The sequence below is a fragment of the Allobosea sp. 117 genome, from assembly GCF_000702305.1.
Lineage (GTDB): Bacteria > Pseudomonadota > Alphaproteobacteria > Rhizobiales > Xanthobacteraceae > Ancylobacter.
Genome location: NZ_JNLC01000016.1, coordinates 18184 through 38878 on the forward strand (window position 1 = coordinate 18184; position 20695 = coordinate 38878).

Annotated in this window: 22 protein-coding genes and 1 tRNA gene; 12 read left to right on the plus strand and 11 right to left on the minus strand. The window is 68.3% G+C overall.

The features are described 5' to 3' along the window. Positions 1–2: 2 nt before the first annotated feature. The 4 genes from U742_RS0116835 to U742_RS0116850 are packed head-to-tail and all read left to right on the plus strand — an operon-like array spanning position 3 to position 4595. Positions 3–1385, plus strand: coding sequence for an amino acid permease (locus U742_RS0116835; RefSeq protein WP_038361997.1), 1383 nt, complete (start codon positions 3–5; stop codon positions 1383–1385). Then, positions 1385–2389, plus strand: a complete 1005-nt coding sequence (locus tag U742_RS0116840) for an ornithine carbamoyltransferase (protein ID WP_029355105.1) — start codon at positions 1385–1387, stop codon at positions 2387–2389. The genes U742_RS0116835 and U742_RS0116840 overlap by 1 nt, the downstream gene beginning before the upstream one ends. Before the next feature lie 5 nt (positions 2390–2394). After that, positions 2395–3357: a carbamate kinase gene (gene arcC / locus U742_RS0116845; protein WP_029355106.1), complete on the plus strand. Its 963-nt coding sequence runs from the start codon at positions 2395–2397 to the stop codon at positions 3355–3357. Continuing rightward, complete coding sequence (locus U742_RS0116850) at positions 3354–4595, plus strand: arginine deiminase (RefSeq protein WP_029355107.1); 1242 nt, start codon at positions 3354–3356, stop codon at positions 4593–4595. Before arcC ends, U742_RS0116850 begins: the two co-directional genes overlap by 4 nt. On the opposite strand, the gene U742_RS0116855 is transcribed toward U742_RS0116850, so the two are convergent. The 4 genes from U742_RS0116855 to U742_RS0116875 form a co-directional block, all read right to left on the minus strand. Next, a complete protein-coding gene (locus U742_RS0116855) occupies positions 4589–6376 on the minus strand; it encodes a hypothetical protein (protein WP_038362000.1) in 1788 nt (595 codons plus the stop codon). The two genes, U742_RS0116850 and U742_RS0116855, sit on opposite strands and share 7 nt — an antisense overlap. Positions 6377–6615: 239 nt before the next feature. Further along, positions 6616–6707: transfer RNA gene (locus U742_RS0116860), tRNA-Ser, on the minus strand. 59 nt (positions 6708–6766) lie between these two features. Then, positions 6767–7474: a hypothetical protein gene (locus U742_RS0116865; RefSeq protein ID WP_029355111.1), complete on the minus strand. Its 708-nt coding sequence runs from the start codon at positions 7472–7474 to the stop codon at positions 6767–6769. A 123-nt stretch (positions 7475–7597) separates the two neighbouring features. Then, complete coding sequence (locus U742_RS0116875; protein WP_029355118.1) at positions 7598–8308, minus strand: glutathione S-transferase N-terminal domain-containing protein; 711 nt, start codon at positions 8306–8308, stop codon at positions 7598–7600. A 305-nt stretch (positions 8309–8613) separates the two neighbouring features. Between U742_RS0116875 and U742_RS22650 the strand changes: the two genes are divergently transcribed. Continuing rightward, a complete protein-coding gene (locus U742_RS22650; RefSeq protein WP_029355120.1) occupies positions 8614–9042 on the plus strand; it encodes a hypothetical protein in 429 nt (142 codons plus the stop codon). Between the two features lie 127 nt (positions 9043–9169). On the opposite strand, the gene gatB is transcribed toward U742_RS22650, so the two are convergent. Then, positions 9170–10639 (minus strand): Asp-tRNA(Asn)/Glu-tRNA(Gln) amidotransferase subunit GatB, encoded by a 1470-nt coding sequence (gene gatB, locus U742_RS0116885; protein ID WP_029355122.1) that lies wholly within the window; start codon positions 10637–10639, stop codon positions 9170–9172. A 103-nt stretch (positions 10640–10742) separates the two neighbouring features. Here gatB and U742_RS22205 point away from each other — a divergent pair, with 103 nt between their 5' ends. Next, positions 10743–11078 carry a DUF6455 family protein gene (locus U742_RS22205; protein WP_248310400.1) on the plus strand — a complete coding sequence of 112 codons (336 nt, stop codon included), beginning with the start codon at positions 10743–10745 and terminating at the stop codon, positions 11076–11078. An 8-nt stretch (positions 11079–11086) separates the two neighbouring features. Here U742_RS22205 and U742_RS0116900 read toward each other — a convergent pair whose 3' ends face one another. The 4 genes from U742_RS0116900 to U742_RS0116915 form a co-directional block, all read right to left on the minus strand. After that, positions 11087–11383 (minus strand): chorismate mutase, encoded by a 297-nt coding sequence (locus U742_RS0116900; RefSeq protein WP_029355125.1) that lies wholly within the window; start codon positions 11381–11383, stop codon positions 11087–11089. Beyond that, complete coding sequence (gene gatA, locus U742_RS0116905) at positions 11383–12864, minus strand: Asp-tRNA(Asn)/Glu-tRNA(Gln) amidotransferase subunit GatA (protein WP_029355127.1); 1482 nt, start codon at positions 12862–12864, stop codon at positions 11383–11385. Before gatA ends, U742_RS0116900 begins: the two co-directional genes overlap by 1 nt. A gap of 4 nt (positions 12865–12868) precedes the next feature. Then, the gene (gene gatC, locus U742_RS0116910) at positions 12869–13156 is read right to left on the minus strand and encodes an Asp-tRNA(Asn)/Glu-tRNA(Gln) amidotransferase subunit GatC (protein WP_029355129.1); all 288 of its coding nucleotides are present in this window, start codon (positions 13154–13156) and stop codon (positions 12869–12871) included. Between the two features lie 82 nt (positions 13157–13238). Beyond that, a complete protein-coding gene (locus U742_RS0116915) occupies positions 13239–13940 on the minus strand; it encodes a metal-dependent hydrolase (RefSeq protein ID WP_029355131.1) in 702 nt (233 codons plus the stop codon). 172 nt (positions 13941–14112) lie between these two features. Here U742_RS0116915 and ruvX point away from each other — a divergent pair, with 172 nt between their 5' ends. After that, the gene (gene ruvX / locus U742_RS0116920; protein ID WP_029355133.1) at positions 14113–14598 is read left to right on the plus strand and encodes a Holliday junction resolvase RuvX; all 486 of its coding nucleotides are present in this window, start codon (positions 14113–14115) and stop codon (positions 14596–14598) included. Between the two features lie 3 nt (positions 14599–14601). Next, positions 14602–15540 (plus strand): AEC family transporter, encoded by a 939-nt coding sequence (locus U742_RS0116925; protein ID WP_029355135.1) that lies wholly within the window; start codon positions 14602–14604, stop codon positions 15538–15540. Between the two features lie 57 nt (positions 15541–15597). On the opposite strand, the gene U742_RS0116930 is transcribed toward U742_RS0116925, so the two are convergent. After that, on the minus strand, positions 15598–15990 hold the full coding sequence (locus U742_RS0116930; RefSeq protein ID WP_051661280.1) for a hypothetical protein: 393 nt from the start codon (positions 15988–15990) through the stop codon (positions 15598–15600). Between the two features lie 350 nt (positions 15991–16340). Between U742_RS0116930 and U742_RS0116935 the strand changes: the two genes are divergently transcribed. The 4 genes from U742_RS0116935 to dprA all read left to right on the plus strand — a co-directional run bounded on the left by U742_RS0116935 (position 16341) and on the right by dprA (position 20418). Then, positions 16341–17294 carry an aspartate carbamoyltransferase catalytic subunit gene (locus U742_RS0116935; protein WP_029355140.1) on the plus strand — a complete coding sequence of 318 codons (954 nt, stop codon included), beginning with the start codon at positions 16341–16343 and terminating at the stop codon, positions 17292–17294. Continuing rightward, the gene (locus tag U742_RS0116940) at positions 17287–18582 is read left to right on the plus strand and encodes a dihydroorotase (protein ID WP_029355141.1); all 1296 of its coding nucleotides are present in this window, start codon (positions 17287–17289) and stop codon (positions 18580–18582) included. Before U742_RS0116935 ends, U742_RS0116940 begins: the two co-directional genes overlap by 8 nt. A gap of 120 nt (positions 18583–18702) precedes the next feature. Continuing rightward, positions 18703–19302, plus strand: coding sequence for a glycerol-3-phosphate 1-O-acyltransferase PlsY (gene plsY, locus U742_RS0116945; protein WP_029355142.1), 600 nt, complete (start codon positions 18703–18705; stop codon positions 19300–19302). Between the two features lie 3 nt (positions 19303–19305). Next, a complete protein-coding gene (dprA, locus tag U742_RS0116950) occupies positions 19306–20418 on the plus strand; it encodes a DNA-processing protein DprA (protein WP_029355143.1) in 1113 nt (370 codons plus the stop codon). 37 nt (positions 20419–20455) lie between these two features. On the opposite strand, the gene U742_RS23260 is transcribed toward dprA, so the two are convergent. Beyond that, positions 20456–20632: a hypothetical protein gene (locus U742_RS23260; RefSeq protein WP_156034260.1), complete on the minus strand. Its 177-nt coding sequence runs from the start codon at positions 20630–20632 to the stop codon at positions 20456–20458. Positions 20633–20695 lie beyond the last annotated feature (63 nt).

Below are 20695 nucleotides of genomic sequence, written 5' to 3' on the forward strand. Positions count from 1 at the left end.
TCATGCTCAGCTCAAGCGGCACGAAAAAGGGCAGGCTGGGCCTCCTAGCCTGCACGGCCCTCGTCGTCGGCAACATGATCGGCTCGGGCGTGTTCCTGCTGCCCGCCTCGCTCGCGCCCTACGGGCCGATGGCGCTTGCCGGCTGGATTGTCACCGCGATCGGCGCCATCGCGCTCGCCATCGTGTTCGGCCGCCTGGCCCGGCTCGTGCCGAAGACCGGCGGGCCCTATGCCTATACGCGTGCGGGCTTCGGCGAGTTCGCCGGCTTCCTCATCGCCTGGGGCTACTGGATCGCGCTGTGGGCCGGCAATGCCGGCGTGGCGGTCGCCTTCACCGGCTATGTCGGCCATTTCGTGCCCGGCGCGGCGAGCGGCCTGCCCGGTCTCGCCGTGGGGCTGACGGCGCTGTGGGCGCTCACCCTCGTCAATATCAGGGGCGTGGGGATCGCCGGCATCGTGCAGGTGGCGACGACGGTGCTGAAGCTGCTGCCGCTGCTCGCGCTCGTCGTCGCCGGGCTGGCGGCGGTCGACGGGAGCCGCTTTACGCCGCTCAATCCGAGCGGGCTCGACCCGGTAGCCGCCATCGCCGCCTGCTCGGCGCTGACGCTCTGGGCCTTTCTCGGTCTCGAATCGGCGACGGTGCCGGCGGGCGACGTCGCCAATCCCGGCCGTACCATCCCGCTCGCCACGGTGCTCGGCACCAGCTTCGCGGCGGCGCTCTACATCCTCGTGACGATCGTCGCCTTCGGCACCGTGCAGCCCGCCGTGCTCGGCGCCTCGACCGCGCCGCTCGCTTTGGTGGCCGAGCAGCTATGGGGGCCGGTCGGAGGTTCCGCCATCGCCATAGGCGCCATCGTCTCGACCTTCGGCACGCTGAACGGCTTCACCCTGCTCTCCGGGCAGGTGCCCTTCGGCGCGGCCCGCGACGGCACCTTCCCCGCCTTCCTCGGCGAGGCCTCGCCCGCCGGCACGCCCGTCAACGCGCTGATCGTCTCCAGCCTGCTCTCCAGCATCCTGATCGCGATGAACGGCAGCCGCGATCTGGTCGAGCAGTTCACCTTCATCATCCTGCTTGCGACGCTCACCAGCCTCGTCCCCTACATCTTCTGCGCGCTGGTCGAGCTCGTTCTCTACGCCACCGACCCGATCCGCTACCGCCCGCCGCCGCGCATCGGCGGGCTGGTCGCACTCGCGACGATAGCCTTCCTGTTCTCCATCGGCGCGATCTACGGCGCTGGCGCGGAAGTCGTGTTCTGGGGCTTCCTGCTGCTGATGAGCGGCCTGCCGGTCTTCGTCTGGATCAAGCGCCACAACCTCACCGCCCGCGCCGCGCCCTCGCTCCGTCACCAGGCGCCCGCCAGCCCGTCCTTCAAGGAGACGCACTGATGTCGTTCAACCTCAGAAACCGCTCGCTCCTGACCGTGCAGGACTACACCCAGCGCGAGTTCCAGTATCTGCTCGACCTCGCGCGCGACCTGAAGCGGGCGAAATATTCCGGCACCGAGCAGCAGCACCTGAACGGCCGGGAGGTGGTGTTGATCTTCGAGAAGACCAGCACCCGCACGCGCTGCGCCTTCGAGGTGGCCTGCCACGACCAGGGGGCGCACGTCACCTATCTGGATCCGGCCGGCTCACAGATCGGCCACAAGGAATCCTTCAAGGACACGGCCCGCGTCCTCGGGCGCATGTTCGACGCCATCGAGTATCGCGGATCCTCGCAGACCGGCGTCGAGCAGCTCGCCAAATATGCCGGCGTGCCGGTCTATAACGGCCTGACCGACGAATACCACCCGACCCAGATGCTCGCCGACGTGATGACCATGCGCGAGCATTCCGACCGGCCGGTGCACGACATCAAATACGCCTATGTGGGCGACACCCGCTCGAATATGGGCCACTCGCTGATGATCGCCGGCTGCCTGATGGGCATGGACGTGCGCATCGCCGGACCGAAGCAGTTGTGGCCTTCCGACGAGTTCGTCTCCATCGCCCGGGACCTCGAGAAGCGCTACGGCGCCAAGCTCACCATCACCGACGATCCGCAGGCCGCGGTGAAGGGGGTCGACTTCATCCACACCGACGTCTGGGTGTCGATGGGCGAGCCCAAGGAGGTCTGGGCCGAGCGCATCAAGCTCCTGAAGCCCTTCCAGGTGAACGCAGCGCTGATGGCAGCCAGCGGCAATCCGCGCGTGAAATTCATGCACTGCCTGCCGGCCTTCCACGACACCGAGACCACGGTCGGCAAGGACATCGCCGAGAAGTTCGACATCCATGACGGGCTCGAAGTGACCGACGAGGTGTTCGAGAGCGAGGCCAACGTCGCCTTCGAGCAGGCGGAGAACCGCCTGCACACCATCAAGGCGCTGCTCGTCGCCACGCTCGGGGAGTGACGGCGATGCTCATCGTAACTGCGCTGGGCGGCAATGCGCTGCTGCGGCGGGGGCAGGCCCTCACCGCCGAGAACCAGCGCGAGAACGTCGCCATCGCCGCCCGCGCGCTGGCCCCTATCGCAATGGAGCACAAGCTCGTGGTCGGGCACGGCAACGGACCGCAGGTCGGCCTGCTCGCCTTGCAGGGCGCGGCCTATGCCAAGGTCGAAACCTATCCCTTCGACGTGCTCGGCGCCGAGACCGAAGGGATGATCGGCTACATGATCGAGCAGGAGCTCGGCAACCTTCTGCCCTTCGAGCGCCCGCTGGCGACGCTGCTGACCATGGTCGAGGTGGACCCGGCCGACCCGGCGTTCAAGAACCCCACCAAATTCATCGGCCCGATCTATACCAAGGAGGATGCCGACCGCATCGCGGCGGAGAAGGACTGGACCTTCAAGGCGGACGGCGATTCCTTCCGCCGCGTCGTGCCCTCCCCTATGCCGAAGCGCATCTTCGAGCTGCGCCCGATCCGCTGGCTGCTGGAGCAGAACACGGTGGTGATCGCCGCCGGCGGCGGCGGCATCCCGACCATGTACGCGCCCGGCGAGGAGCGGAAGCTGGTCGGCGTCGAATGCGTCATCGACAAGGACCTCGCCACCGAGCTGCTCGCCCGCGAGCTTGGCGCCGACATTCTCGCCATCCTCACCGATGTCGACGCCATCTATGTGGGCTGGGGCACGCCGGACCAGCGTGCCATCCGCCGCGCCTCGCCGGCGGCGCTCTCCGCCCTTTCCTTCCCGGCCGGTTCCATGGGCCCGAAGGTCGAGGCGGCCTGCCGCTTCGCCACCGTGACCGGCAAGCGCGCCTGCATCGGCTCGCTGAAGGACCTTTCCGGAATGATCGCCGGCACGGCCGGCACCACCGTCACGGCCGAGGCGGACGGCATCGCCTACGCCGAAGGCGTCTCTCAGGGAGCATCGTCATGAGGCAGTTCGGCGTTCACTCCGAGGCTGGCGTGCTGCGGACCGTCATGGTCTGCCGGCCCGGCCTCGCCCACAAGCGGCTCACCCCCGGCAATTGCCGCGAGCTCTTGTTCGACGACGTGCTGTGGGTGCAGGAGGCACAGAAGGAGCACTTCAACTTCTGCAACAAGATGCGGGAGGTTGGCGTCGAGGTGCTCGAATTCCACGACTTGCTCGCCCGCGCGCTGGAGATCAAGGAGGCGCGCGACTGGGTGCTCGACCGGCGCATCACGGCGAACCACGTCGGCTCGGGCATGCTGAAGGAGCTGCGCCACTGGCTCGACGAATTGCCGGCGGCCAAGCTTGCCGAGCATCTCGTCGGCGGCATCGCCCGCTTCGAGCTGCCATTTGAGCCGCACGGCATGTTCGGACGCTATCTGGAGAAGACCGGCTTCGTCATCCCGCCGGTGCCGAACACGTTGTTCACCCGCGACAATTCCTGCTGGATCTACAACGGCGTGTCGCTCAACCCGATGTACTGGCCGGCACGACGGCCGGAGACGCTGCTGGTTACCGCGATCTACAAGTTCCATCCCGAGTTCCGGAACGGCGATTTCAAGGTCTGGTGGGGCGACCCGGACGAGGATTTCGGCCCTTCGACCCTGGAAGGGGGCGACGTTATGCCGGTGGGCAACGGCACCGTCTTCGTCGGCATGGGCGAGCGCACCACCCCGCAGGCGGTCGGCCAGCTCGCCCGTTCGCTATTCATCGGCGAGGCGGCAACACGGGTCGTCGCCTGCCAGATGCCGAAGTCACGGGCGGCCATGCATCTCGACACAGTATTTACGCTCTGCGACCGCGACGTCGCCAACGTCTTCCTCGACGTGTGCGAGCAGATCACCTGCTACAGCCTGCGGCCGGGTGAGAATGAGGAGGATGTCGACTACACGGTGGAAGATCGCCCGTTCCTGACCGAGGACGGCGGCGGGGTCGCGGCAGAGGCACTCGGCGTGCAGCAGCTGCGCATCGTCACCACCGGCGGCGACAGCTATGAGCAGGAGCGCGAGCAGTGGGACGACGGCAATAACGTCGTCGCGCTCGCCCCCGGCCTGGTGGTGGGTTATGAGCGCAACTCCTACACCAATACCAAGCTGCGCAAGGCGGGCATCGAGGTCATCACCATCGAGGGCGACGAGCTCGGCCGCGGACGCGGAGGCGGGCACTGCATGACCTGCCCGATCCTGCGCGATCCGCTTCAATAGGCGCGCAGGTCCCGCGGCGGGGCGACCGGGAAGCCGGCGGTCGCCGCGTCCGCGGCGATCTTGGCGCGGTCAGCGGCATTGAAGTTGCGCTTGTCGAGCTCCGCATCGAACTGCGTGAAGAAGGCCGGCCGCATCTTCAGGAAGGTCTCGCGGCTGCTGGCGGCATCCTGCGCGAGACCGTTGCGCGCGAAGATCAGCGTTGCCACGAAGTGGTAGATCGGGAAGTTCTGCAAATCGGCGCGGCGGATCAGCGTCAGCGCCCGCGCATCGTCGCCCTCCAGATAGGCGCCGAGCGCCAGCAGGCCGGAATAGAGGTCCGTCGCGCCCGGATTGCGGGTCAGCGCCTCCTGCATCATCGCCATGCCGCGCGCATGGTCGCCGGCCTGCATGAGCCGGCTCCCATATTCGCCGAGCAGCTCGGTGTCGTCTGGATTGAGGCGATAGGCCTGCTCGCCATATTGCAGGGCCTCCTGCGGCTGGCGATTGAAGAACAGCGCCGTCATCATCGCCTGCAGCGCCCGCACATTGGCGGGATCGAGCTGGATCGCCCGCTGGGCTGCCCGCAGCGCCCTTTCCACCGGTGGCCGCCCCGGGGTCGCGTGGTAGCCGAAGCGATCCTCGTCGAGATAGGCATAGGACAGCATGGCCCAGGCCGTCGCATTGCCCGGCGTTGCCGCGATGCTGCGCTGCAGGCAGGTCCGCACCCCGGCGTGGAGTTCGGCGCTGAGCGCCTTGCGATATTCATAGAACTTCAGCGCGCATTGATAACCGTCGGACAGCTCGGCGGGCGGCCGGTCGTCGCGCGCAAATTCGGCGGAGCGGAACAGCACGCCATAGGGTTGCGCCACGGCCGTGGCGACGCGGGAGGCGATGTCCTGCTCCAGCGCGATGACGTCCGACGCCTTTGGGTCGAGATCGTACACGTCGGACCACAGGATCCTGCCGCTGGTGCGGTCGATCAGGCGGGCGGTGATGCGGACGCGCGAATCGTCGGCCCGGACGCTGCCATCCAGCAGGTACCGCGCCGCCGGCCACTTCGCCGGATCGGGCGTGCCCGGCCTCTCGGGCGCGATGACGGTGACCTCCCTGAACCGGACGAGACGGGCCTTCAACTCGTCGGAGATCGCCACGGCCCGCAAGCCGATGTCCTGTCCGCCGCCGAGATCGGCGAAGGGCAGCAGCAGGATTGCCGGCTGCGCGGACTCGCCGGCGGCGACGTCGGATGCCGCCCGCTCGATGCGCGTGCCCGCCCAGACGAGGGCGAACAGGCAGGCGATGACCGCACCGGTCGCGATCCAGCGCCAGCGGCGCCAGTCCATGCCGGCAGGGGATAGTTCCGCCGCCGGTTCCCCATGTGCGGGCGCCAGCTCGGACTCGGTACGCCGTGCCACCTGCGCGCGATAGAAGAACCGGGGCACATAGCCGCCCTTGGGAATCTCGACCCCGATGGGATCGTCCCTGCCGGTGGCGAGGTAGTAATATTCGAGCTCCCGGCGCAGGCGCCCGGCCTCGATGCGCACCACGGGATCGAGCTGCGGGTCGAAGGCCGTGTCGCGCCCGAATACCTCGATGCCGATGGAATAGGCCTTGATGCGATCCTGCCGCCCTTCGAGGGTCTCCTCGACGATATAGGCGAGGAAATCCGCCAAGCGGTTGGCACGCTTCAGCCCGGCGCTGGCGAGGATGCGCTCCACCTGACGCTGAACGTCTGTCACCGCCGGCGTGTCGATCGATACGCGCCCGTCTCCGCCCTGCGACGAATCGCTGGCGATTTCGCTCATGACACGTTCCCTCGCGGCTTGCGCCGGTCCGCTCAGGCAAATGACATTAGAACATCACGCCGTGCATTGAGGGAAATCAAGCAGCAAAACTGCCCCGCCGCGCCACAGGCTGGACGGATCGGCTTGCTCGTCGCCTGCAAACGCGAATGGCGGAACCGGCGCCTTACTGTGACCCGTCAGAAACGCCCGGATCTTTCGTTCGGATTTGAACGCCGTTTTACATTGGCGAAGAGGGTAGTTGGCGGAGACGGAGGGATTCGAACCCTCGAGACCCTTTTGGGGGTCTGCTCATTTAGCAAACGAGTGCCTTCAGCCTCTCGGCCACGTCTCCAGCCGGGGTCGCCACCGGCGGCGACCTGTCTAGGGTTTCCAGCCGTACGCGGTCAAGGCCTATTGCAGCCCCACCAGCCGCTTCATCCGCAGCGCCATGCAGATGACCAGCGCACAGCCGACCGGAAAGATGAACTCGTTCAGCGCCGTTCCGGCCAGCCGCACCGGCAGCAGAGGCGCCCCGCCATGGCCCGCGCGCCAGACATTCAGCGTCACCACCGCCGTCGCCGCGGCGAGACCGACCGCCGCGCCGAGCAGCATATAGCTGCGGATACGGGTCACGGCATGCATGGACATATAGCCGAGCGCGGCGCCGAGAACGGCATATTCCACGCCCTTGATGGCGCAGGCGATGTAGAAGAAGCCGTCGACCTCGGACGGGGTGACGCCGGTCGCGCTCTGCACGGTGCGCTGCACGCCCTTGGCGACGCCCCATGCGACGGGACCCGAGATCAGCCCCAGCAGGCCCATGACAAGGGTGCGGTCGCGACCGGCGACCGTGCCTACCGCGAGACCGATGCACACCAGCATCGCCCAGCTCACGCCATGGGCGAACTCGCCGATGATCGCCACGCCCGGCCAGGCCTCGCCCAAACCGAGCCGGACCGCCATCAGCAGAAGCTGGATGACGATGCCCAGCAGCACCGACATCCAGGCCACCATCACGGCCCGCCGCAGCGCCTCGCCGGCGATGGAGCCGATGAGGCCTTCGGTATAGTCGTCCGAGATGGCCGCATGCTCGGCGCCGGCCGGGTCCATGTCCGACATCGCGTCTGTCCGTCAGTGGGGCTCCCGCAATGCTGGCACGACGTGCAAGGGCGAGGCCAGCCTTACGCCAGGTTGCTCCGCCGATACGTCCGAATTGCGGACAGGTCCCTTTGCGGCTGCCGCTCAGCGCGCGCGCTGGCCGAACAGGATCTTCTGGGCTTCCGTGTCGGTGGCGATGTCGATCTTGCCGCGATCCTCGGCGTTCACCTTGAGTCCGCGCTGCACCGCGGGACGCGCCAGCATCGTCTCCAGCCAGCGCGCGAAATGCGGGAATTCGGCGATATCGATGCCCTGGCGCTGCCACAGCTTGGCCCAGCCGACGCAGGCGATGTCGGCGATGGAATAGTCGCCGGCGAGGAAGGCCCGGTCGCGCAGCCGCGTGTTCATCACGCCATAGAGGCGGTGCACCTCGTTGGAGTAGCGCTCGATGGCGTAGGGCAGCTTCTCCGGCGCGTAGATGCGGAAATGATGGGCCTGTCCGGCCATCGGGCCGAGGCCGCCCATCTGCCAGAACAGCCATTGCTCGACCTCGACCCGGCCGCGCTCGTCCGCCGGATAGAACAGGCCGGTCTTGCGGCCCAGATAGAGCAGGATGGCGCCCGATTCGAACACCGAGATCGGCTTGCCGTCCGGCCCCTCGGGATCGACGATGGCCGGCATCTTGTTGTTCGGCGAGATGGCGAGGAAGTCCGGCTTGAACTGGTCGCCCTTGGCGATGTTCACCGGAATCACCGTGTAGGGCAGCCCGCACTCCTCCAGCATGATGCTGATCTTCCAGCCGTTCGGCGTCGGCCAGTAATGGAGCTCGATCGGCTGGGTCTGAAGCTGCGCCATCGCATCCGCCTTCGATTTGCCGCGCGACGGCGCGAGCCGGGCCGCGTTTCCGCCACATGCGTAAAACTCATCGCGAGCGCTGGCAAGCGGGGCAGGATGGATGTCGTGCCCGGAGCATGAAGCCTCACTCCCGGCTCGAAGCCGAGAGGTTACCGGTTACATCAAACAGACTTGAAGGCGCCGTATAGCGGCTCAACAATCCTTGCGCGAGCCGATCCGTGCCGTTTCCGGTCGGCCACACGCAAGCGACTGATTCAACAAGCGTTCGGCCCCACGCACGGCCCGAATCCGCCTCGGAGGTTCAAATGCCCTTCCCCGCCAAATCTCTCACTTTCGCCGCATTCGCCACGGTTTCGGTGCTGACGGTCGGCGCGCTTTCCACTCCGGTGCACGCTCAGAACACGATGAAGCAGTGCGCCGATCAGTGGAACGCGATGAAAGCCAAGAACCAGACCGGCAACCTGACCTACCAGCAGTTCTCCAAGCAGTGCATGTCGTCCGGCGACGATGCGGCCGCCACGACGCCGGCCAAGCCGTCCACCTCCACGGCCAAGCCGTCCTCCACGACCGCGCCCAAGCCGACGCAGGCCTCCGCCAAGAACGACGACGAGGATAGCGGCACCGCGAAGGAAGACCTCGCCAAGTGCAACGACGGCTGGAAGGACTACAAGGCGAAGAACAACGTCTCCGGCGCCAAGGCCTGGCACGTCTTCATGGCCAAGTGCCTGCCGTGAGCGGGCGCCGCGCCTGAAGGAAACCGAAGGGCCGGCGGAATCCCCGCCGGCTCAACACCCGTCTTGAAGACGTTCAGCCGGCGCTTGTTCGAGACAGGCTGCAGCGGGCGCTCAGCGCCGCTTCGCCTCAGATGCCGAGCTTGCCCTTGAGCAGCTCGTTCACCGCCTGCGGGTTGGCCTTGCCGCCGGTCTGCTTCATCACCTGGCCGACGAACCAGCCGAGCATGGTGGGCTTGGCCTTCACCTGCTCCACCTTGTCGGGGTTGGCTTTGATGATGGCGTCGACCGCCGCCTCGATGGCGCCGGTGTCGGTCACCTGCTTCATGCCGCGCTCCTCGACGATGGCGCGCGGATCACCGCCTTCGGTGAACACGATCTCGAACAGGTCCTTGGCGATCTTGCCGGAGATCGTGCCGTCGGCGATCAGATCGACGATGGCGCCGATCTGCGCCGGCGAAACCGGCGAGGTCTCGATGTCGCGGCCTTCCTTGTTCAGCCGGCCGAACAGCTCGTTGATGACGAAGTTCGCCGCCGCCTTGGCGTCGCGCCCCTTCGCCACCTCCTCGTAATAGGCCGCCGTGTCCTTCTCGGCGACCAGCACGTCGGCGTCATAGGCGGAGAGGCCATAGGCCGAGATGAAGCGCGCCTTCTTCTCGTCCGGCAGCTCGGGCAGATGCGCGGCCAGCTCGTCGACGAAGGCCTGGTCGAATTCCAGCGGCAGCAGGTCCGGATCGGGGAAATAGCGGTAGTCGTGCGCCTCTTCCTTGGAGCGCATGGAGCGCGTCTCGCCCTTGTTCGGGTCGAACAGCCGGGTCTCCTGGTCGATGGTGCCGCCGTCCTCGATGATGCCGATCTGCCGGCGCGCCTCGGCCTCGATCGCCTGGCCGATGAAGCGGATCGAGTTGACGTTCTTGATCTCGCAGCGCGTGCCGAAATCATCGCCGGGCTTGCGCACCGAGACGTTCACGTCGGCGCGCAGGTTGCCCTTCTCCATGTCGCCGTCGCAGGTGCCGAGATAGCGCAGGATCGAGCGCAGCTTGGTCACATAGGCCTTGGCCTCGTCCGAGGAGCGCAGGTCCGGCCTGGAGACGATCTCCATCAGCGCAACGCCCGAGCGGTTGAGGTCGACCAGCGACAGCGCCGGGTGCTGGTCGTGGATCGACTTGCCGGCGTCCTGCTCGAGATGCAGGCGCTCGATGCCGATCTCGATGGTACCTTCCGGCATGTCGACCAGCACCACGCCCTCGCCGACGATGGGGCTCTTGTACTGGCTGATCTGGTAGCCCTGCGGCAGGTCGGGGTAGAAATAGTTCTTCCGGTCGAACACCGATTTCAGGTTGATGCCGGCCTTCAGGCCGAGGCCGGTGCGCACCGCCTGCTTCACGCATTCCTCGTTGATCACCGGGAGCATGCCGGGCATGGCGGCGTCGACCAGGGAGACGTGGGAGTTGGGCTCGCCGCCGAACGCGGTGGAGGCGCCGGAGAACAGCTTAGAGTTGGAGGTGACCTGCGCATGGATCTCCATGCCGATCACCACTTCCCAGTCGCCGGTCGCGCCCTTGATCAGCTTCTTCGGGTCGGCGGGGCGGGCGTGCATGTTCATCGGTCAGACCTGCTGGTTGGCGGCTCTACGCCATCGCGTTCACTGCGCACGTTCCCTACCCCGTGCGTGGCCCCGCTGACAACCGATGGCGATGGCATTGCGCGAGATCAAGGCTCCCTGCCCCATCCCGACGCACCATTCGCCACGATCTGCCGACAAACGGGAGGCTTGGCCGATGCGGGTGGATACGATCGACGAGCGCCTCGCGCTATTCCGCACGATGATGCGCGACCATGCCGGCATCAAGCCATTCGACGACCCGCGCACGCCGGACGACGACACGTTGCGTGCCGCCGCGCAGCGCTGTCTAGGCTGCCGCGACGGCGAGGCCTGCCGCGACTGGCTCGCGGCGCATCCGGAAGGCGCCGAGCCGCCGGATTTCTGCCGCAACGCCGGGCATTTCCGGGCGTGGAACGGGGACCCGGTGACCTAAGGCGCGCCCTAACCCAGCCGCTCGTTCTCGTAGGCGACAACCCAGGCGATCAGCACGCGCCAGAGCTTCTCGACCAGCTCGGGCGGCACGCCGCGAGTCTCGGCCTCGGCCATCACCTTCTCGACGACGTCCTCGACGCGCTCCGGCAGCAGGGCGGCGATGCCCTCCGCGCGCTTCACGGCGATGACGTGCTTCACCACCTCGAAGCGCTTCGCCAGCAGCTCGACGATGGCAGCGTCGATGACATCGATCTCCGCCCGGAAGGGCGCCAGCGCCTGCTCGCTCTCCGGCAGATCGCGGGCCATCATTCCCACCAGCGGTCCGGGCACGGGAAGCGGCCGGCGGAATCCTCCAGCACCTGCCCGAGCGAGAACAGCGTCTCCTCGTCGAACGGACGGCCGATGAGCTGCAGGCCGAGCGGCAGCCCCTCGGAGGAGAGCCCCGCCGGCACGGCAATGCCTGGCAGGCCGGCCATGTTCAGCGTCACCGTGAACACGTCCTGCAGATACATCTCGACCGGATCGGCGCCGGACTTCTCGCCGATGCCGAAAGCCGCCGAAGGGGTGGCCGGCGCCAGCACGGCATCAACGCCGGCCGCGAAGGCCTCCTCGAAGTCGCGCTTGATCAGCGTGCGCACCTTCTGCGCCTTCAGGTAATAGGCGTCGTAATAGCCGGCAGAGAGCACGTAGGTGCCGATCATGATGCGCCGGCGAACCTCCGCGCCGAAGCCGCTCGCACGGGTCTTCTCGTACATCTCGACGATGTCGCGGCCGGGAACGCGCTCGCCGTAGCGCACGCCGTCATAACGGGCGAGGTTCGAGGAGGCCTCGGCCAGCGCCACGATGTAATAGGAGGGCAGCGCGTATTTGGTGTGCGGCAGGCTGATCTCGACCACCTCGGCGCCGGCCTCGCGCAGCCACTGCGCGCCCTGCTCCCACAGGCTCGCGATCTCGGCCGACATGCCGTCGACCCGGTATTCCTTCGGGATGCCGATGCGCATGCCCTTCACCGAGCGGCCGACCGCGTCCTCGTAATGCGGCACCGGACGATCGGCGCAGGTCGAATCCTTCGGGTCGTGACCGGCCATGGAGCGCAGCAGGATGGCCGCGTCATTCACCGAGCGGGCGATCGGGCCCGCCTGATCGAGCGAGGAGGCATAGGCGATGATGCCCCAGCGCGAGCAGCGGCCATAGGTCGGCTTGATGCCGACGGTGCCGGTGAAGGCCGCCGGCTGGCGGATCGAGCCGCCTGTGTCGGTGCCGGCCGCGCCGGCGCAGATATGCGCCGCCACGGCCGCCGCCGAGCCGCCGGAGGAGCCGCCGGGCACCAGCGGCTGCGAGGAGCCGTTGCGCCGCCAGGGGTTCACCGCCGGGCCGAAGGCGCTCGATTCGGTCGACGAGCCCATGGCGAACTCGTCCTGGTTCAGCTTGCCGAGCAGCACCGCGCCGTCGCGCCAGAGATGGGCGGTGACGGTCGATTCATAGGTCGGCACGAAGTTCTTGAGGATGTTCGAGCAGGCGGTGGAGCGCACGCCCTCCGTCGCGAACATGTCCTTGATGCCGAGCGGAATGCCTTCGAGCGGTCCGGCTTCGCCTTTCGCGATGCGCGCGTCGCTCGCCTGCGCCATGGCGCGCGCCTTCTCCGGCGTCGTGAGCACATAGGCGTTGAGGTCGCCGGCCGGCTCGATGGCGGAAAGATAGGCGTCGGTCAGCTCCAGCGCCGAGAAGCGGCCCTGCGCGAGGCCCTCGCGGGCGGCGGTGATGGTGAGGTCGGTGAGCTTGCTCATGGGATCACTCCACCACTTTCGGAACGGCGAAGAAGCCGTCCTCGGCGGCCGGCGCGTTGGCGAGAACGCGCGCGGGGTAGCCGCCGTCGTTCACCACGTCCTCGCGCATGGGCAGCTTCATCGGGGTGACGCTGGTCATCGGCTCGACGCCGGTGACATCGACCTCGCCGAGCTCGTCGACGAAGGCGAGGATCGCATTGAGCTCACCCTGAAGATGAGCCACCTCGTCCTCCGTCACGGCGATGCGCGCGAGATGCGCCACCCGCCGGACCGTCGCCTGATCGACCGACATACGCGTTCCTTGCACCTTGAAAAGACTGGTGCGCCCTATAGCAGGGCGGCCGCCCGCCCCGCAACGCGCGCTGCCCCTGCCCTCAGAGCTTGAGCTCGACCGGCTCGCCGCTCACCAGTACCTTCACGGTCGCCTCCCCGCCCACCAGCGACACGAAGCGGTCGGCGGTCGGCTCCAGCGGCGGGAAGGAGCCGTAATGACCGGGGATGACGGTGAGGCCGCCGAGATAGCGCTTCACCGCCAGCGCCGCGGTCTCGGGGCCCATCGTGTAGCGGTCGCCGATCGGCACGATTACGACGTCCGGTTTATGGATCTCGGCGATGAGCGCCATGTCCGAGAAGATGTCGGTGTCGCCCATGTGCCAGACCACAGGCTCGCCGGGGGCTTTCACGATGATGCCGTTCGGATTGCCGAGATAGACCATGCGGGCGTCGGTCATGTCGCTCGACGAATGGTCGGCGCGCACCAAGCTCACCTTGAAGCCGCCCTGGTCGGTCGTGCCGCCGGTGTTCATCGGATCGAGCTTCTTCACCCCGAGCGAGGACAGCCAGGTGGCGATCTCGGCATTGGCGACGACCGTCGCGCCGGTCGATTCGGCGATCGCCACGGTGTCGCCGACATGGTCGCCATGGCCGTGGGTGAGCAGGATATGGGTAGTGCCGAGCACGGCGACGTCGCGACTCGACGCGAAGGACGGGTTGCCGGACAGGAACGGGTCGATCAGCACGACCTTGTCGGCGAAATCGAGCCGGAAGGCGGAGTGTCCGTACCAGGTGATCTTCATCGCGTGTCTCCCCTCTGAACTCGGCGGAACATAGGGCCGAAGCCCGCGCACACAAGAGCGCAGGCGCATCTGCGCCAGCGCATCCACCAATCACGGAACAGGGGCGCAGTTCCGGTCCGCTAGAGCTTCGCGCCGTCTGGCGTTGCGGCAGGCGGCGTGATAGCGCAGCACCATGACCGCTCCCGTACTCCCGCTCATCGAGGCCGCCGCGCTGATCCCGGCGCGCGGAGCGCTGATCGGGCTCGATCTCGGCACCAAGACCATCGGCGTGGCGAGCTGCGATCCGGAGCGGCGCCTCGCCACCGCCGTCGAGACCATCGCCCGCAAGCAGTTCACGCCCGACGCGGCGCGCATCCTGGAGCTTGCGCGGGCGCGCGGCGTGGTCGGCTTCGTGCTCGGCCTGCCGGTGAACATGGACGGCTCGGAAGGCCCGCGCGCCCAGTCGACGCGCGCCTTCGCCCGCAATTTCGCGCGGCTCACCGAGCTGCCGATCGCGCTGTGGGACGAACGCCTGTCGACCGCGGCGGTGGAGCGCGAGCTCATCGGCGCCGATGTCAGCCGCGCGAAAAGGGCCGCCGTGATCGATCAGCACGCCGCCGCCTTCATCCTGCAGGGCGCGCTCGACCGGCTGCGCGGACTGGGCGCCAACGGCGGCTGAGCCATGTCGAGTGTTCTCGCCGCCCTGCTTCCGGTGTTCCTCGTCGTCGCGCTCGGGGTGGCGCTGAAGCGCGGCCTGCTGCCGGAGGCGAGCCATTGGCTGGCGCTGGAGCGGCTGACCTATTTCGTGCTGTTCCCGGCACTGATCGTGGTGAGCATCGGCCGCGCCGAGCTCGGCGGCGTGGCGGTGATCGGCGTATGCATTGCCCTGCTCGGCGGGCTGGCGATCATGGCGCTGCTGTTGTCGGCGACGCGGGTGCCGGCAAGCCGGATCCTCGGGCTGGACGGACCGGGCTACACCTCGCTCTACCAGGGCGCGCTGCGCTGGAACACCTATGTCGGCCTCGCCATCGCCGGCGGGCTGGAGGGCGCGGCCGGGCTCGCCGTGGCGGCGGTGGCGATCGCGGTGATCATACCGGTCGCCAACATCCTCAGCGTGGTGACGCTGGCGCGCTACGGCGGCAACGCGACGCCGGGGCTGAGGGCGATCCTGATGCAGATCGCGCGCAACCCATTCATCTGGTCGTGCCTGCTGGGCATAGTGATCAACCTCTTCCATATCCCCGTGCCGCCGGTGCTGGTCACCTTCGGGGACATACTCGGGCGCGCCTCGCTGGCGCTCGGGCTGCTGGTGGTCGGGGCCGGGCTGCACATCGCCGGCCTGCGCAATCCACGCGCCGCGACATGGGTGTCCTGCGTGCTGAAGCTTGCGGTGATGCCAGCCCTCTGCATCGGCATCGGGATCGCCTGCGGTCTCAAGGGCGTCGATCTGGTCGTCGTCGCCATCGCGGCGGCGGTGCCCTCGGCGCCGAACGGCTATGTGCTGGCGCGGCAGATGGGCGGCGACGCGCAATTGCTCGCCGAGATGCTCACGGTGCAGATCCTCTGCGCCGTGGTGACATTGCCGCTGACGATCAGCGCCGTCAGCTATTTCCGCATCTGAAAACGAAAACGGCGGGCCCTGCGACCCGCCGTCCGAAATTCAGGCTCCGCGCCGCTATCAGCAGGGGCCGTAATAGCCCTGGCCGCGATACGGGCCGGTCTGCACCCAGCACTTGCCATAGGCATAAGCGCGCGGCGCCGGGGCATAGACCACCGGCGGCGGGGGAGCGTAGACCACCGGCGGCGGCTCATAATAGGCCGGCGGGGGACCGTAATAGCCACGGTTGGCCGCACCGGCGATCGCCGCACCGGCAAGCACGCCGGCCGCAACGCCGCCGGCGACCCAGCAGCCATTGCAGCGCACCTGCTCGGTCTGCGCCGGCAGGCTGGAGGCAAGGCCGAGATTGGCGGCACCGAGGGGCGCAGCCGAGACGGGGGCAATGGTGGACGCGGCAAGCGTCGCGGCAAAGCCGAGACCCACCGCCACCTTGGCCTTACGCGAAGCCATCATGGGAATACTCCTGAAATCACGTCGCCCTCGACATGATCGATGACGAAGTTTCTGTCCATTCCGGTGAATATCAACTGAATGGACCGTGGCCTTTCCGTGACGGTATTTCGACAAATATCATCATCTGCCTGCCGAACAACGCCGCAGCGCTCCGAGGGTTCCGGAACACCGCCGGCGCGATCTTGCATTCTGCTGACGGGGCCCGAAGCGCCATCACGCCGATCGGGGCCGGGCACCCGAGCCTCACCAAGGTGAGGGGCGCGCGCCGGCGCTCTGTGCGGGAATCGTCTGGACATCCCGCTAATGTGCTTGCGGGTCGGGCCGGCTGCGTCTATCCAGCCGACTTCGATATGACATCGAACCCGACGGATTCCTTCACCCTCTCGCGCCGGCACCTGCTGGGCATCGAGGGGCTTTCGGCCGAGGAGATCACCGGGCTCCTCGACCTCGCCGAGCAGTTCGTGACGCTCAACCGGCAGGTCGAGAAGAAGCGCGCCACGCTGCGCGGGCGCACCCAGATCAACCTGTTCTTCGAAGCCTCCACCCGCACCCAGTCGTCCTTCGAGCTCGCCGGCAAGCGGCTCGGCGCCGACGTGATGAACATGTCGATCGGCAACTCGTCGGTGAAGAAGGGCGAGACCCTGATCGACACCGCGGCGACGCTGAACGCCATGCACCCCGACATGATCATCGTGCGCCATTCCGCCTCCGGCGCGGTCGAGCTGCTGGCCCGCAAGGTGGACTGCTCGGTGATCAATGCCGGCGACGGCGCCCATGAGCATCCGACGCAGGCGCTGCTCGACGCGCTGACCATCCGCCGCAACAAGGGACGGATCGAGGGCCTCACCGTCGCGATCTGCGGCGACATCCTGCATTCGCGCGTCGCCCGCTCGAACATCCTGCTGCTGCACACGCTCGGTGCGCAGGTGCGTGTCGTCGGCCCCTCCACATTGCTTCCGCGCGATATCGAGCGCTTCGGCGTCGAGGTGCATCGCGACATGCGCACCGGGCTTGCGGACGTCGACATCGTGATGATGCTCCGCCTGCAGCGCGAGCGGATGAGCGGCTCCTTCGTGCCCTCGGTGAAGGAATATTTCCACTACTGGGGCCTCGACGAGGCCAAGCTGCGCCACGCCAAGCCGGACGCGCTGGTGATGCACCCCGGCCCGATGAATCGCGGCGTCGAGATCGATTCGGCGGTCGCGGACGGCGCGCAGTCGCTGATCCGCGAGCAGGTCGAGATGGGCGTCGCCGTACGCATGGCGGTGCTCGACGCGCTGTCCCGGAACCTGCCCAATGCCTGAGCTGCGCCCCACCCTTCTCAAAGGCGGGCGCGTCGTCGACCCGTCCCGCGACCTCGACATCGTTGCCGATCTGCTGATCGACGACGGCGAGGTGAAGGACATCGCCCCCGGCCTCGCCCAGGCCGGCCTGCCCGACGGCACCGAGATCGTCGACTGCCGCGGCCTCATCGTGGTGCCGGGCCTCGTCGACATGCGCGCCTATATCGGCGAGCCGGGCGCCGAGCACCGCGAGACGCTCGCCTCGGCCAGCCAGGCGGCGGCGGCGGGCGGCGTCACCACCATCATCTGCCAGCCCGACACCGACCCGGTGATCGACGAGCCGGCCATCGTCGACTTCGTGATGCGGCGCGCGCGCGACACCGCGATCGTGCGGGTCCACCCGATGGCGGCGCTGACCAAGGGCCTGCAGGGCCGCGAGATGACCGAGATCGGCCTGCTGCGGGCGGCGGGCGCGGTCGCCTTCACCGATGCGGCGAGCTCGGTCGCCTCCGCGCAGGTGCTGCGCCGGGCGCTGATCTATGCCCGCGACTTCGACGCGCTTATCGTGCACCACACGCAGGACGCGACGCTCTCCGAGGGCGTGATGAACGAGGGCGAGCTCGCCTCGCGGCTCGGCCTTGCCGGCGTGCCGAAGGCGGCGGAGACCATCGTCTTCGAGCGCGACGTGCGGCTCGCGGGGATCACCGGCGGGCGCTACCACGCGGCCTCCCTCACCTGCCCGGAATCGCTCGCGGTGCTGCGTCGGGCGAAGGAGGACGGGCTTTCCGTCACCGCCTCCGCCTCGATCAACCACCTGACGCTGAACGAGCGCGACGTCGTCGGCTACCGCACATTCTTCAAGCTCTCGCCGCCCCTGCGCATCGAGGAGGACCGGGCGGCGCTGGTGGCGGCACTGGAGACGGGGCTGATCGACGTCATCGTCTCCGACCACAACCCGCAGGACGTCGAGGTGAAGCGCCTGCCCTTCTCGGAGGCGGCGTTCGGCGCCATCGGGCTTGAGACCATGCTGGCCGCCGGGCTGCGGCTGGTGAACAGCGGCGACGTCTCGCTGATGACGCTGATCCGCGCCATGTCGACCCGCCCGGCGCAGTTGCTCGAGCTCAATGCCGGAAGCCTGCGCCCCGGCAGCCCGGCCGACATCGCGATCCTCAACCCGGACGAGGCGTGGCTGCTCGATGCCGCCTCGCTCAAGTCGCGCTCCCGCAACACGCCGTTCGACGAGGCCCGGTTCGAGGGGCGCGTGGTGCGCACGCTCGTTGCCGGGCGGACGGTGTACGAATACGTTTGACGGCGCGGGCATGATCCGGCCGGATCATGCCCGACGCCTCGAAGCGAGCGCGTTCCCGGATCACCTGGATACCGGGAGGGGCTCAAGGAAACAAACACGCCAACCAACGAGGCCGCCCACATGAGTTGGCCCCTGCTGCCGAGCCTGCTGAGCCTTGCCGTCGGCTATCTGTTCGGATCGATCCCGTTCGGGCTGATCCTCACCCGCCTCGCCGGCACCGCCGACATCCGCTCGATCGGCTCGGGCAATATCGGCGCCACCAACGTGCTGCGCACCGGCCGCAAGGAGCTGGCCGCCGCGACGCTCGCCGGCGACATGCTGAAGGGCACGGCTGCGGTGCTGCTGATGGGGCACTTCTTCGGCGAGCCGGGCGCGCTGCTCGGCGGCCTTGGCGCCTTTCTCGGCCACATCTTCCCGGTCTGGCTTGGCTTCAAGGGCGGCAAGGGGGTGGCGACCTTCCTCGGGGTGACGCTCGGCCTGCTATGGCCCGCCGCCTTTGTCTTCGCCGCCGTCTGGCTCGGCCTGGCCTTCGCGCTGCGCTATTCCTCGCTGTCCGCGCTGGTCGCGAGCGTCGCCACCGTTATCGCGGCATCCCTGATGGGTGCCGGCAACATCGCGGTGCTGCTCGCTATCCTCACCGCGCTGCTGTGGTTCATGCATCGCGCCAATATCGGCCGGCTCCTCGCCGGCACCGAGGGCAAGATCGGCGGGAAGGCCTGAGGCGTGGCGCCGCGCGGGCTGCGTCTCGACGACATCCAGCGCCGGGACTGGCTCCGGCTGATGCGGACCGAGAATGTCGGGCCGCGTACCTTCCGCAACCTGATCGGCCGATTCGGCGGCGCGGCGGCGGCGATCGAGGCGCTGCCGGCCCTCGCCCGTCGCGGCGGCGGGCTGCTGGCGCCGCGCGTGCCGGGCATCGCCGAGGCGGAAGACGAGATCGCCAGGCTGGCGCGGCTCGGCGGCGTCTTCGTCGCGCTCGGCGAGGAGGACTATCCGCCGGCGCTGCGCGCCGTCGACGACGCCCCGCCTCTGCTCGCCGTGCGCGGGCGGCGTGAGCTGCTCGCCGAGCCGATGATCGCCATGGTCGGCGCGCGCAACGCCTCCGGCGCCGGGCGCACCATGGCGGCGCGGCTGGCGCAGGCGCTGGGCACGGCCGGCTGGGTGATCGCTTCCGGCCTCGCCCGCGGCATCGACGCAAGCGCGCACGAGGCAAGCCTTCCGAGCGGCACGCTGGCGGTGCTGGCCGGCGGGCACGACCGCCCCTACCCGCCGGAGAACCTCGCCCTGCTGGAGCGGATCGTCGAGCAGGGCGCAGTCGTCTCGGAGATGCCGATGGGGTGGGAGCCGCGCGCCCGCGACTTCCCTCGCCGCAACCGCCTGGTCTCGGGAGTCGCGCTCGGCATCGTGGTGGTCGAGGCAGCGGAGCGCTCCGGCTCGCTGATCACCGCCCGCCTCGCCGGCGAGCAAGGGCGCGAAGTGTTCGCGGTGCCGGGCTCGCCGCTCGATCCAAGGGCGGCGGGCACCAACCGGCTGATCAAGCAGGGCGCCACGCTGGTGACGGAAGCCGCCGACATACTGGACGCGCTGGCGCCGCTGCGCGGCCGCGCCGAGCCGCCCCGCATCGCGGAGCCGGGGGACGGCGATCCGCTCGCCGGCGAGCCGAGCGAGGACGCGCGCGGACGCATCCTCGCGCTGCTCGGCCCCTCGCCGGTCGCGGTCGACGACCTCGTCGCGCTGTCGGGCAGCTCGGCCGCCGAGGTGCAGATCGTGCTCATGGAGCTTGAGATCGCCGGCCGGCTCGAACGGCATCCCGGCGGCGGCGTGTCGCTCGCCTGAGTCCGGTTCCGCCCGGCTTTCAGCCTTCCACCCGCTTTCAGCCTTCGGCCCGCTTGGTGTCGGCATGCGCGATCGACCTCGCCTCCTCCCAGGCCATCTGGAGCAGGTGCTGGAGAACCTGGAAGTCGTGCTGCGCGGCGATTCGCGCCAGCTCCTGCGCCATCTCGGCGATGTAGTCCGCCGTCTGGCGGCGGCTGTCCGATCCATGAGGCATCTGTGATCGTCCACCTGCTCGTGAGCTTTGCCGGACCGCGAGGGGCGGCCTTTCGCGCAACGT